Origin of the sequence: Stenotrophobium rhamnosiphilum (assembly GCF_003052265.1) — a bacterium.
Classification (GTDB): Bacteria; Pseudomonadota; Gammaproteobacteria; order Nevskiales; family Nevskiaceae; genus Stenotrophobium; species Stenotrophobium rhamnosiphilum.
The window spans coordinates 1-12591 of record NZ_QANS01000009.1; the positions used below are offsets into that span (position 1 = coordinate 1).

The window sequence follows — 12591 nt, forward strand, 5'->3', positions numbered from 1 at the left end:
ACCGCAGTCGTCGTCACAGTCACATCGGCAACATCAGCCCATACGAGTATGAGAGAGCTTCAAAATATGGCTAGGTGATGTCTACAAAAGTAGGGGAAGTCCAACCATCACCGCGACGTTCACCTACACCGGCACGACAGGTCCGGTGCTGACCAATGTGCAGAAGCGTACTGACACAACCGTCATCGGCGAAAACACCTCGCTGAAATTGGTTAAGTCAGTCGATACCGCCTCAGCAATGCCAGGCGCGATTCTGACGTACACCGTCACCTACACCAATCAGAGTTCGGAACCACTGAACAGCTTGGTGATCAACGACACCACGCCGGCGTTTACGACTTTTGTTTCCGCCAGCGCCGGCGCGTTCCCGAACAACCTGACGGCCTGCATGAAAACAACTCCGGCCGGTGGCCCAGTGCCTTGTGCAGCGGTGCAGCCAGCAGGTGGCATAGGCGCGCTGAAGTGGATATTCACCGGCGTCTTGCAACCTGGCGCTAGTGGCGCGGTGACATTCCAGGCCAAGATTGATCCTTAGTTATCAAGTTTTTCTGCAAATAAAAAGGCCGGAGTAATCCGGCCTTTTTTTGTGAACGCTATTCCGTACGTGACTATGCGGACTCTATGCCCATGATCTTCGCCATCTTCTGGTGATCAATCTCCAGCACATCGCCGCCAGCACCTTCAAAGCGACGCCAAGCCATCTGAATGGCGTTCTGCTGTGTTGTCACGATCGGGTGTGTACGAGGGTGATAATCGCGACGCATCACGGGTGCCGCCGCTACAAGCAAGCGCACAATCATCTCGCCTAAGAATCCCATTTTGGAAATAGCTTTGAAAGGATTCCGCAACCAGCCTTCGACACGCGTCATATGTACGTAGGCTTTAATCGTTTCGCCTGCAATATGCATCAGCGCGCGTAGCACCATCCATTTTCGATACCACTCGTGCTCGCCGTACAGCGCCTTATAGACATCGAAGGCCACCGCACCGTGTTCGACTTCTTCTACTTGATGCCACACCCACATCGCTTTGATCACGGGATCAGAGTCCGCAAACCACTTATCGTAGTTCTGCAAAATGATCATGCCTGCCAGAAAGGTGAAGGTTTCGTAGCCGGCAGTAAATGCCACTTGTACTTTTAGCGAATCACACGCGCTGCGTGCGACAAAATATTCGTCGGCTTCGCGAGCAAACTGCCCGCACTTTGGGTATTTGTTGGCGAGTGCATGATTGAACAGCACAAAGTTTTTAGCGTGATGCGCTTCTTGTCCGATGATGGCGGAGATATCGCGCCGCAGGTTTGCATCCGTCACCTGTTCCTTGGCACGGCGCAGGGCGCGGATCAGGTAACGTTCAAAGTAGGGAACGTGAAGTCCGAGCGCGTTCAAGAAAACCGAGAACTCCGGCTTGGTGCGACTCCACACCAAGTTGTGATCCCCGACCTTGTCCATTGCAAACTGCAAAGGGCGTACCGGGAAATCATCCATCGGGTGATCGGTGATGGTTCGCATCAAAGTCTCCGCCCATATTGTGCAGTGCACACTAGCCCTTTCTGCTACTGCGCTACTATCAGTCTACAACGACACGGCAGCGGCCATCACTACCCGTGCTTAAAGGAGAGCTACTTTGAACCACGTTAATTCTCACCGCCTGATCAAGCACGGCATTGTCGCGATGATTGTCGCCTTAATTGGCGGCTTCATGCTCACGTTCTCCATGCTCGGGGGCATCTCGCTATCCCCGCTGCCCATTTTCTTTGGCTACGAAATTCCCGGCACTGCGCAGGGATGGCGCATCTTGCATCTGGGCATGTTGATGAACGGCATGATGGCCTTGTTGCTGGGTGCAGTCATGCGTTGGCTCGTCGTCAGTGATCAGCAAGCTTCACGCGTTGCTTGGGGCGTGATCATCGCGGTGTGGGGCAACTTCTGCTTCTACTTCTTCAGCATGTTTGGCTACAACCACGGCCTCTCGCTAGGTAGCAACCGTTTGGGCGAAGGCAACTGGGCTGGAGCGATGGCGTTTATTCCCGCGATCATCGGTGCCGTGACCTTGCTAGTCGCGCTGTTTATTCTGCTGCGCGCCAAGCCAAGAGATTGAATAGTGACGGCGTTTTTCAGTGAAAGCGCTTAGCTAGAAATTCTCTGATGAAACGCCGCTAGTTTTTTCTCAATTGATGGTTCTAACTTCAGGCCGCCGCTGTTCAGAAATCCAGCGACCATGATGTAGTGCCCGATCAAGATCACAATCTCGATCAACATTTTTTCCTTGTAGCGCTCGGACAGTGTTTTCCAAGTCTGATCCGAGATGAACTGGCTTCGCACCATTTCATCGCAAGCAGTCATCAATGCGCGTTCATTGCTATCGGTGAAAGCTTCGGGTCCGTGTGACACGCGAATGATTTCTTCATCTGTCACGCCGACGGTCAATGCAATATCGACGTGCTGTCCCCACTCATAGCGACTGCGGCAATTCCAAGCGGTTCTGAGAATTATTTTTTCTCGAACCTTCGCAGGCAATCGACCGCCCGGCATGAGCTTTGATGCGAAATAAAGCCAAGCCCAGAACAAGCGTGCGTTGATGTGAAAAACCGAAAAAATGTCCGGCATTTCCGTTCGGCCAAATGCCTTAGCGACCAAACTCATGCTGCGGAATACGAGTCCGCGATCTTTGGGTGGCGGGGCAATAAGGCGAGGCGTTGATGGCCCTAGCCAACCGCCTTCAGGTTGCAGCTCGCCATCACGCAAGATCAACTTCGCAGCGCCGCTGTCCGTCATGAATGCTTCCCTGTCATTTCTTTTCGATGTTCGGCCGGTGTCTTGCCAGTCATCTGTTTGTACCAGCGCCAAAATGCCTGATGCGAACTAAAACCCAGGTATTCCGCAATTTTACTGCCGGACTCTGCGTCTTCTTTGAGTTTGCTCAGCGCAATCTCTAAGCGCACTTCATCCAGAATCTCGCGATAGCCCGTGCCTAGCTCTTCTAGCTTGCGATGCAAGCTGCGACCGCTGAGGCCCAGCTGCATGGCAACAGTGTCCTTGGTCGGCACGCCATCAATGATCATGGCGCTGACGAGCTGCTTTACTTCATCAGGCAAAGAGAAAACCTGCTCACGTTGTTTCAGCAGATTCTGTGCATGCTGATCGAGTAGATCTTTTAAGAAAGAGTCGCTGTGATGCAGCTTGGTTTTGAGCATGCTACTCGGTGTGACAATGCATGACGTTGGCTTGTCGAAGTAAACCGGGCATTTGAAGAAGGCGAAATACTTTCGAGCTGTGTCTGAATTGGCTGGCCGCGAATGCTCAAAGTGAATCGCTTTGAGAAGGTCAGCTTGTTCGGGTAACAGCGTGCGCAGCAAGACAGAAAATGAGCCGATCACATATTCCGTAATCTGTCGCTTCAAAACATCGCTGCCTGTTAAGCAAGCCCAATTCACCTGAACTGCACCGGGCTCATGTGCGACGGACGTTTTTCCAATATTGCTGAGCAGTCCGTTGTAACGCGTGACCACATCCAGAACATCTGCGAGCGTTGTGCAGGCTTGCGAGATATAGCCGAGCACGCCAAATGTAGCGGGCTGAATATCGCTCGCCAGACTCAGGCCCAACAGTGGATCAGTATATTTGCGCGTGTACGCCGCCAGCATCGCCTCAATAGCCGCGATGGGAATCAAACCATTGGAGTCTGCAAGCTGAGTTTTATTCAGCCCGCCCTCGGCGAGAAACTCATCCATCGCAACGCCCACAGACTCAGCTCTTGCGACCAAGTGTTGTAGATGCCGGGTGGATACCCAGCCCAGCGATGGATTGTTCACCAGCTTCTGCATAAGAGCGTCAAATATTGTGAGCTTTAGATTTTATGACGGGCCCTATCCTGTCACACCCTTGCCCGCGGGTCAGATTTTGGCCGTTTCTGATGCAATCTTTGGCCGATCTGGAGATATCTGCAACTGACCCCGCTACCTACCATGGCTGAATAAATGGCCATCGCTTGAATGGCCTCAAGGCATCAATAGGGCATCAACGGCCTTTAAGCCGCGGGGAGTTATGAGAATCAAAAGTCTGCACGGTAAAAAGTGCTTTATCACTGGTGCTGCCAGTGGCATCGGCAGGGCCACTGCGATTGCGGCTGCACAGGATGGCGCGGAGCTTTTTCTGACGGACATTAATGCGACCGAATTGGCATCCGTCACGGCGGCAATTCGTGGTGAAGGCGGCAGCGTGCCTTACTCGAGTGCGGCAGACATCGCGGACTTTGAAGCCGTCAAAAGCATGGCGCAAGAAATCCAAGCTGCTCATGGCAGCATGGATGTGCTGATGAATATCGCGGGCATCTCAATTTGGGGCTCGGTTGAAAATCTCAGACATGACCAGTGGCGTCGTGCGATTGAGATCAACCTGATGGGGCCAGTCCACGTACTCGAATGCTTTACGCCGGAAATGATCCGCGCACGTAAAGGCGGACACATCGTCAACGTTTCATCCGCTGCGGGTTTGTTTGGATTGCCTTGGCACGCGGCATATAGCGCGAGCAAATTTGGCTTGCGTGGAATTTCAGAAGTGCTGCGCTTTGATTTGAAGCGCCACCACATCGGCGTGAGCCTTGTGTGTCCAGGCGGCGTCGATACAGGGCTAGTGAATACGCTAGAGATCGAGGGCATTGATACGAACAGCCCCGTCATTGCGTCATTCAAAAAGCATTTTCGCAAAATGGCTGTTTCACCCGAGAGCGCAGCGAAAAGCATTCTCAAGGGCATCAAGGCCAATCGCTATATGGTCTTCACCTCGTTTGATATTCATCTGCTGCATTGGGTGCAAGGCAAGTTCTCTCTGCCTTACGAATTGATCATGCGGTTTCTGAATAATCGTATGCAGTCTGTTTATGAGCAGGCTTCTATCGGATCGTCTAAATGATTGGCCTGCGTCATTGGGCTCATTGCGCGGTGATGCTGTTATCGCTGGTCTTGGTTTCGGCTTGCGGTACTAGCTCAAGCGTTGATGAGGAAGGCGCTCGGATGGTGACCAAGGCGATTACCTTTACTGCGAGCGATGGCATTGAGATACGTGCGTTCATTAGCGGTGCTGGCGACTATCGCGCGCGGCCGTTGATTGTGGAGTTCAGCCCTTACGCGCCGACGTCTTTCTCTCAGCAATTTGCAGCGCCACCATCATTTGGAAAATCATTCGGCCCCGCATACAACCACGTTGTCGTGAATGCGCGCGGCACAGGACTTAGCAGTGGCATTTGGGGCGCGGTGGGTCCGCGCGATCAGCAAGACGTGTCTGAGTTTCTCGCTTGGGCCTGCGAGCAGCCTTGGAGCAATGGCCACATCGGCCTCTACGGATTCTCTGCGAGCGCGATCGCAATCTATAACTCGATGCATTTGCCGCTGGCATGCGTCGAGGCCGCGTCACTGATGGCCGGCTCCGATAATTTATATCGCGATCTGCTGTATCCCGGCGGCATTCTGAATCTTGCGCCAGCAGCTGTAGTTGCGATTGGCGTGGGTGGACCGATGCTGCTGAGTTTCCCGACCGGCTTGTTAGAAGGCCGACCCATTACCGATGAAATGATCACCGGTTTCGGCAATCTCGGTCTGGACATCAATATTCTTCTGCAAACAGTCGAGAGCCAGTATTGGTTGGATCGCACGCAGCGAGTTGGCCCCAACACTTTCCCAGTGTTAGCAGATACGAGTTTCTACGATCCAGAACCACGCGGCCCCTTCGAGAGTTTCAAGCTGCTGAAATCACTCGGCACCAAAGTTCATCTCCTCGCTTTTGGTGCGCACGATGGATATCCCGCAGGCTCACCGAGCCCTTTCCCGGATTTCAAACGTTGGTTTGATCATTACCTGCTCGGCGTAAATAACGGCGTTGATCGTGATCCAGCGGTGCAACTGCTCATTGGCAACGGCAGTCAGGCGCAACTGAGGCTCGGTAATTTCACGCGCATCAATGGCAGTGACTGGCCAATCCCCGGCACACGTTGGCAGCCGCTGTTTCTTGATCCAACAAGATCTGGCACAGCCTTGTCGCTGAACGATGGCGTGCTGAGTTCGCTCGCACCAGAGACGCAAGCAATCCAGCCGTATCTGGATTTAGTGTCACTACCGACGGCAACCGATCCGCATTCTGCTTCAACGATTGGCGCAGGCACTTTATTCGACACCTTGCCCTTGTTGACGCAGCTCAAGACTCAAGAGCCTTTGGCGCTTACTTACACAACGCCCGCGTTAAAAAAATCAGTCAACGTAGTCGGCCCCGCAAGTCTCGATGTCTTCGTGACAACGGCGCTGCCAGTGTCCGACCTTTACGCGGTGTTGGCGGATGTGTGGCCGGATGGCAACGCTTACGCAGTTGGTGTCGGACGTCTGCGCACAGGCTTTCCAAATATTGATCGAGATCGTTCTGTCATCGATGCCAATGGTGAAGTGGTTCAGCCTTATGGCGATTACAGCGTGGTGACGCCAGCGCTGCCGGGACAGGGCAGGCAATATCACGTGGAGTTTTGGCCCATCGGCAATCACTTTGCAGCAGGTCACCGACTGCGTCTTTATTTGCTCGGCACATCGTTGTTCATGTTGCCTGCGCCCGGTGTGAATTTGGTTTCGATTGGCGGCGCAACACCATCACGTCTACTGCTGCCGGTGCTGCCTGATAGCGATGTTTATGACGCAATGGGGGTTGCGAAATGATGACGTTAAAAAATTCAGTCAAGTCTGTGATCACAGCTTATGGACTGATACATGCCGGTGCTGCATCAGCCATTGAATTTAGTATTGGCGACGCTGAGGGGCGAATCAGAACCGATATCTCTTTCGGCGCGGCTTTTCGTACAGAAAAGCCGGATCCGAAATTAATCGGCAAGCTCAACCTCAATCCCAATCTCTGCGGACCGAGTGATTGCATTTCATTCACTGGCGATGCTTCTGAAAACCAAAAACTCGTAGACGCGCCCGGAGCTTTTTTTGGTGCGAACAAAGACCAAGGCAATCTCAACTACTCGCAGTGGGATCCAGTTGCTGCAGTCACCAAGCTTAGAGAAGAGTTGGTGGTGCACTGGGGCGACTACTCGCTCAAGGTCGGCGGCTTGGCCTATTTTGATTATGTGAACTATGACTTCACAGATCGACATCCCGACACCACGTATCAATCCGCATCTTCGCCACGTAATTCTGCGGTGAGTCGACAGTTGGGACGAGACGTGCTGCTCACAGATGCTTTTGTGACGGGCCACTTCAACGCCGCTGATCATGATTTCTCCGTCAGCGCGGGCTATCAACATATTCGCTGGGGCGAGTCGATGTTCATCGCGCTCAACAGTCTGAGCCAAGTGAACCCGCCAAGCGCGGTATTGCTGCATCAACCCGGCACCGCCATCAGCGATGTATTCCGTCCTACGCCTTCGATACTGGTGGCGACACAGCTTGCCGATAATCTCTCTTTAGAATTGCTGTATGAGCTGGGCTGGGTACGCGCCGAGCCTGATCCCGGCGGCAGCTTTTTCTCTTCGCTGAATATTCTTAAAAGTGACTTTGCTGATTTGTCACTGGGCGCATTTCACGTCGACCCCAAAAGAATTGGACGACTACCTGCACCCGGAAACCTAATCTCCGAGACGTCTCTGTCGATCCGCGTACTTGATGAGGATTACGCGCGACCAAGTAACGCTGGGCAGTTCGGAGCAAAAATCGCATTCAATGCAGAAAATTTAAATGGCGGCACTGCGTTTGAATTTGTCGCGCTGAATTATCACAGCCAGCTGCCGTACGTGAGCGTGATCTCCACTGAAGAATCGTGCATGCGCGAATCCACCAGCTTCGCCACGGCGTTCTTGGCGTGCAATGGCTTCATTGGACTCAACCTCGCTTCAGGAAAAGAGCCGCTGCCGCTGGATACTGCAAAGCTCTTTCTGGATTACCCAGAAAATATTCAGATGTACGGATTCAGTTTTAATACCAATGTCGGCAAGTGGTCGATGTCCGGCGAATATTCCGTGCGACCGAATATGCCGTTGCAGGTCAACGTCTCTGATCTTTTCTTCGCGGCAATTCAACCTTCGTTTCCAAAAGATGATCTGCCGATTGGTGTAGACCCGACGACGATTGCGCAAACAGTCAGTTCGCTACCCGCACTCATTGCTGGAATCTCTACACAGAATCCAGAGCAGATTCTGCAGATGGCCACCGGTGCGCTGAATAATCTGCCTGCGATCCTCGGTGTTGTTGTCGGTGGAACCGCAACAATCCCCAGCGCGCGTGCAGCCGCGCCGGACTATATTTCTGCATATCGCGGCATGACAGTCGGCCCCAATCAAGTCATCCGCGGATACGAAAAATACACCGTCGATCAACTCGATATCACTGGCTTGCGCGCAATCAGTGCCAGTGACAATCCTTTTGGCGCCGATCAAATCTTGTTGCTAACGGAAATTGGCTTCACGCATATCTGGGGCATGCCTTCGCTGAGCCGCTTGCAGTTGGAAGGTGGAGACAGCAATGGTTCGCACGCAAGTCCGGGCGCTGATGGCACGGGCAATGGCGGCGTTGCTGATACGCGCCGTTTAAATCCGACGCAGCAAACGGGCGGATTCGCGACGAGCTTTTCTTGGGGCTATCGCATACTGGCCCGATTCGAATACGACAATTTAATCTGGGGCCTCAATTTCAAGCCTTGGTTGATGTGGGGACATGACGTCTCCGGCATCGCACCGTTGCCCGTGCAAAACTTTATCGCTGGAACAAAGCAATATGTTGTCGGCACTGAGGTTGAATACGGGCAGCACTGGGCAGGACAAGTGTTCTACCAAGGCTCCGCAGGTGGCGGCACAGTCAATACGCTGAGTGATCGCGACGTCATCGGCTTCGCAGTTTCTTACGCGTTCTGAAAATCTATCGATTAAAAGTCATAGCTCATTCTGACGCCGACGACTCTAGGCGTAATAACGGTCGACTGTTTCGAAGGCGAGGAAATGGCGACGACCGCGCGCTTGTCCATGATGTTGTCGCCAAATAGCTGCAGTCTAAATTTATTGCGCTGTAAACCGATGCCTGCTTTCAGAAGGCTATAAGCAGGTATCGGCATGCCATCGCTGACTTCGCCAGCCGGATAAATCATCAGTTGCGTGTCGGTGTATGAGTAGGTGCTTGAGATATCGCCGACCCAATCATTGCTTAGCGTTGTGCTGTAGCTCAGTGTGGCGCTGCCGGTGAATTTCGGCGTGCTCGGAAGATCTACACCTGAGCTAACACCGCTGTTTGGTGCTGCTTTAACAAGTACGCCATTGTTATAGCCGCCGCTCAAATTAAGCATGAGTCCGTCGTATAGCAGCCAAGTGGTTGAGGCTTCAGCACCTTTAACGACCGCGTCGCCAGCATTGGCAAGATAGGCAAACTGCGTAGGCACGATGCCGAGTTTTGCATTGCCTAAAACCGTTCCCTGAATATTGTTCCAGTTGATGTAATAGACCGAAAAGTTTGCGATGAGACGACCATCTAGCCAAGTCGATTTGTAGCCGACTTCATGGTTCCAAACAAAATCAGGTTTGACGACTGGAGGGCCTGCCGACAGTGCGGCATAGATATTTGCAGAGCCTGATCGAAAGCCGCGGCTAATCGTTGCATAGACCATGTCTTGGTCCGTGATGTGCCAGCCGAGAGAGAGCTTAGGCAGGATGCCGCTGGTTTTAACAGATTGAGAAAAATTGACGCCGACAGTGCCGTCGCTTGGATCGATGTTTTGCGGATCGGTGCCGATGAGAAATGCTTCAACACCATAGAAGTTGGTGTCGATGGTGAATCCAACGGTTTCCGAGAATACGCGCAAGCCACCGGTCAGTTCGAGAACAGACGGCACGATGTTCCAAGTCGCTTCGCCATAAGCAGCAGCCTGACGAAAATTCTCAATGCCGTCGCCTGCTTCCTGTTTGCCCTGAAGCGGATTGAAGCTATTGATGTTCAGTGCGGTTAACAGATTGTCGAGAAGTACTGTTGTGTTGATGTTTGCTGCGGCGAGCGCGCTATCAAGAAGTCCCGTTGAAATCGCTGGAATACTGTTCTCGTACTTCTCTTGTTCAAATGTCTGACTGCGATCGCGATAGAAGGCGCCTGCGATCCAGTCGATCGAATCGCCGCCATTTGAAACCATGCGCAGCTCTTGCGAGAAAGACTTAAGTTTGGTTTTGACGTGTGTGGGTGAGTTAGCAAAAATCTGTGGCGCATCAATGCCGGTGCCTATGAATTGTGTCTGCACAAGGTTCTGCAAAACCTGAACGCGCTGTTGGCTGTCGCGCAGCGTGTTGTAGAGCGAGCTAACAGAAGTCAGGCTTGCGAACGGAAGTTCTACTTTCGCAGTCAACGAGTGAATCGTGAATTTTGTTTTGGCGTACTGATCTTCTGGCCCAGAATTGGTCAGCTCATCTTCTTTGCCCGCATCGACAACGGCAAACTGGCTGCGCTTATCGTTGCTGTAGAGAAACATATAGCCCAAATCTAAATTCTCTAAGGGCTTGTAGCTCAGGATCGAACGCAGTGTCTGAGCGGTGCCGGAGTTGGCACGTGGCTCGTTGCGTGTGGTGTAGTCGACAAAGCCGCCGCTGTAACTGGTGGTGCCGACGATTCTGGCCGCCATCATGTCTTGAAGAATCGGCACATTCACCGCAGCGCGTGCTTCGTGATTGGCATCGCCGTGCGAAGTCCATGAGTAGGCTTGATCAGTACGCAATTCCCATTCATTCGGGTTCGGTGCGTTGGTCACCATCTTGATTGCGCCGCCCATCGAGCCTTCGCCGTAGAGCGTTCCTTGCGGGCCCTTGAGCACTTCGATTCTGTCGAGATCGAAAATCTTCAAGTCAGGAAAAACACCTGAGCCTTGAATCGCAACATCGTTTAAATAGACGCCAACGGTTGGCGAGCCACTCGCATAACCGAAGTCGTTTCCGTTGATGTTGGAGATGCCGCGCATGCTGACTTTGGTGGTGCCATTGCCAGAAGGCTGGAACGATACGCTGGGAACTTGCAGCAAATAATCTTGCATGCCCGCTGCGCCTGAACGATCAAGCGACTGTCCGCTGAAGGCTTGTGTGCTGCCAACAACATCCTGAATATCTTGAGCGCGATAGTTGGCGGTGACGACAATCTCTTCGATTCTGTCTCCACGACTCTCTGGCGCAGCCGCTACGGCGATAGCTGTTGCGGGTTCGACTGGAATCGATTCAGGTGCTGCTGCGTTATCGACGGCAGGCTCGGATTCGGGCGAGCTGCTTGTAGTGGGTGCTGGCGGTTCTTCATCCGCAACTTGCGGAGCAGGCGCCGGATCGGTTGCTGTTGCAGCGGAATCCGTGCCCAACAGTTCGTCGAGCGCATCGGCAGTTGATGCGGCTGATTCGCTTGATGATTGGGCCCCTGCTGCGGTGCTGCTAAGCACCGAAAAAACAACAACTGCAGATGCCAGCAGTGTCGATTGAAACTTCATTCTCTTCTCCGTCCGGCTCATTTATTAGGTGGCCTTTGCGGCTCGACTCTGGAGCGGAGCATATAACCTGTCATACAGGTTTGTATAGACCTACCTGATAGGTCAGAATGCAGTACTGGGAGCTTTTCAGTATCAAAATGGGCGATGTCTGGATATTTCTGCTTGATACAGAGTGAGTTACCTTCTATAAAGTTTTTATACGCAGAATCATAAAAAGGTTTGTCTAGATGCCAGTTCGCAGCGCTACCAAAAAATCAAACATCGTGCGCGTATCGCCAGAAGATGCGTCGGCGGTTCATGGCGCGCAGACCTTGGTGCAGAAAGCTTTTCTGGCGGTCACAAACCATATCCGTGTTGAAAAGCTCAAGGTCGGTGATCGCCTGCCGAGCGAAAAAAGTTTTGCGGATATGTTGGGCGTAAGCCGCGCCGTCATGCGTGAAGCATTCGGAGCACTCTCGGCGCTCAGGTTGATTGATGTCGGCAATGGTCGCGTTCCTCGCGTGCGAGCAATGGACGGCTTAGCGCTGGCGACTTCACTGGATCATGCGGTCAACACTGCGCAGATTACCGTTCTGCAGGTTTGGGACGTGCGACGCACGATCGAGCTGCGAACAGCGGTGCTAGCCGCAGAGCACAGAACCGATGCAGAAGCTGAAAAAATTATGTATCACGCGAAAGCCATGCGAACACATCGCAAAGATTTTGCTGTGATGGCACAGCACGATTTCGAATTGCATCACGCCATTGCCCAAGCCAGTCATAACATCCTCTTTGCTCAGGTCGTCTCGTCGTTCAGTGATTTGATGACCGTCTCTCTGCCGCTTGCATGGGCCACACGTAACACCGCCAAAGAACGTACGGTGGTTTTGGAAAGGCATGAAGCGATTGCCGAAGCCATTGCCAATAAAGATCCCGAGGCCGCGATGCTCGCGATGGATAGTCATTTCGACGGCTCGGTTCAGAACTTACTGAACGCCGGCATTAAATAACTCCTGCTTTCCTTGCACTTAGCTTGCTGACCTCTATTCAGAATTGGCGGCGATGATCGCTGCTGGGCGCCGCTGATCCGCGCGCATTCTTGGTGATCGATGGTTGCATCTGTCAGCTAAAACCTATC

The 12591-nt window shown here is 52.8% G+C and carries 10 protein-coding genes; 6 read left to right on the forward strand and 4 right to left on the reverse strand.

Annotated features, from left to right (window positions below):
• The first annotated feature begins 157 nt into the window (after positions 1 to 157).
• Positions 158 to 535: a DUF11 domain-containing protein gene (locus CJD38_RS17605; protein ID WP_161554282.1), complete on the forward strand. Its 378-nt coding sequence runs from the start codon at positions 158 to 160 to the stop codon at positions 533 to 535.
• A 73-nt stretch (positions 536 to 608) separates the two neighbouring features.
• Here the strand turns inward: CJD38_RS17605 and CJD38_RS17610 are convergent, their stop codons facing one another.
• Entirely contained in the window at positions 609 to 1511 is a 903-nt protein-coding gene (locus tag CJD38_RS17610) for a metal-dependent hydrolase (protein WP_107941706.1), read from the reverse strand.
• A 115-nt stretch (positions 1512 to 1626) separates the two neighbouring features.
• Here CJD38_RS17610 and CJD38_RS17615 point away from each other — a divergent pair, with 115 nt between their 5' ends.
• Complete coding sequence (locus CJD38_RS17615; RefSeq protein ID WP_107941707.1) at positions 1627 to 2100, forward strand: styrene oxide isomerase; 474 nt, start codon at positions 1627 to 1629, stop codon at positions 2098 to 2100.
• Positions 2101 to 2129: 29 nt separating this feature from the next.
• On the opposite strand, the gene CJD38_RS17620 is transcribed toward CJD38_RS17615, so the two are convergent.
• Positions 2130 to 2777 carry a carboxymuconolactone decarboxylase family protein gene (locus CJD38_RS17620; protein WP_107941708.1) on the reverse strand — a complete coding sequence of 216 codons (648 nt, stop codon included), beginning with the start codon at positions 2775 to 2777 and terminating at the stop codon, positions 2130 to 2132.
• A complete protein-coding gene (locus tag CJD38_RS17625) occupies positions 2774 to 3826 on the reverse strand; it encodes an AraC family transcriptional regulator (RefSeq protein ID WP_107941709.1) in 1053 nt (350 codons plus the stop codon). The genes CJD38_RS17620 and CJD38_RS17625 overlap by 4 nt, the downstream gene beginning before the upstream one ends.
• A 220-nt stretch (positions 3827 to 4046) precedes the next feature.
• On the opposite strand from CJD38_RS17625, the gene CJD38_RS17630 reads away from it, so the two are divergent.
• Genes CJD38_RS17630 through CJD38_RS17640 form a run of 3 tightly spaced genes read left to right on the forward strand, consistent with a single transcriptional unit; the run spans position 4047 to position 8889 of the window.
• Positions 4047 to 4913 (forward strand): SDR family oxidoreductase, encoded by an 867-nt coding sequence (locus tag CJD38_RS17630; protein WP_107941710.1) that lies wholly within the window; start codon positions 4047 to 4049, stop codon positions 4911 to 4913.
• Positions 4910 to 6697, forward strand: a complete 1788-nt coding sequence (locus CJD38_RS17635; RefSeq protein ID WP_107941711.1) for a CocE/NonD family hydrolase — start codon at positions 4910 to 4912, stop codon at positions 6695 to 6697. Before CJD38_RS17630 ends, CJD38_RS17635 begins: the two co-directional genes overlap by 4 nt.
• A complete protein-coding gene (locus CJD38_RS17640) occupies positions 6694 to 8889 on the forward strand; it encodes a DUF1302 domain-containing protein (RefSeq protein ID WP_107941712.1) in 2196 nt (731 codons plus the stop codon). Before CJD38_RS17635 ends, CJD38_RS17640 begins: the two co-directional genes overlap by 4 nt.
• A gap of 11 nt (positions 8890 to 8900) precedes the next feature.
• Here the strand turns inward: CJD38_RS17640 and CJD38_RS17645 are convergent, their stop codons facing one another.
• A complete protein-coding gene (locus CJD38_RS17645) occupies positions 8901 to 11474 on the reverse strand; it encodes a TonB-dependent receptor (RefSeq protein ID WP_161554284.1) in 2574 nt (857 codons plus the stop codon).
• 227 nt (positions 11475 to 11701) lie between these two features.
• Here CJD38_RS17645 and CJD38_RS17650 point away from each other — a divergent pair, with 227 nt between their 5' ends.
• Positions 11702 to 12463 carry a FadR/GntR family transcriptional regulator gene (locus CJD38_RS17650; RefSeq protein WP_107941714.1) on the forward strand — a complete coding sequence of 254 codons (762 nt, stop codon included), beginning with the start codon at positions 11702 to 11704 and terminating at the stop codon, positions 12461 to 12463.
• Positions 12464 to 12591: the final 128 nt, after the last annotated feature.

What these genes read in the sequence shown, in the direction of transcription:
- CJD38_RS17610 (WP_107941706.1), bottom strand. Translation starts at nt 1,511, where the DNA reads ATGCGAACCATCACCGATCACCCGATGGATGATTTCCCGGTACGCCCT.
- CJD38_RS17620 (WP_107941708.1), bottom strand. Translation starts at nt 2,777, where the DNA reads ATGACGGACAGCGGCGCTGCGAAGTTGATCTTGCGTGATGGCGAGCTG.
- CJD38_RS17625 (WP_107941709.1), bottom strand. Translation starts at nt 3,826, where the DNA reads ATGCAGAAGCTGGTGAACAATCCATCGCTGGGCTGGGTATCCACCCGG.
- CJD38_RS17630 (WP_107941710.1), top strand. Translation starts at nt 4,047, where the DNA reads ATGAGAATCAAAAGTCTGCACGGTAAAAAGTGCTTTATCACTGGTGCT.
- CJD38_RS17635 (WP_107941711.1), top strand. Translation starts at nt 4,910, where the DNA reads ATGATTGGCCTGCGTCATTGGGCTCATTGCGCGGTGATGCTGTTATCG.
- CJD38_RS17640 (WP_107941712.1), top strand. Translation starts at nt 6,694, where the DNA reads ATGATGACGTTAAAAAATTCAGTCAAGTCTGTGATCACAGCTTATGGA.
- CJD38_RS17645 (WP_161554284.1), bottom strand. Translation starts at nt 11,474, where the DNA reads ATGAAGTTTCAATCGACACTGCTGGCATCTGCAGTTGTTGTTTTTTCG.
- CJD38_RS17650 (WP_107941714.1), top strand. Translation starts at nt 11,702, where the DNA reads ATGCCAGTTCGCAGCGCTACCAAAAAATCAAACATCGTGCGCGTATCG.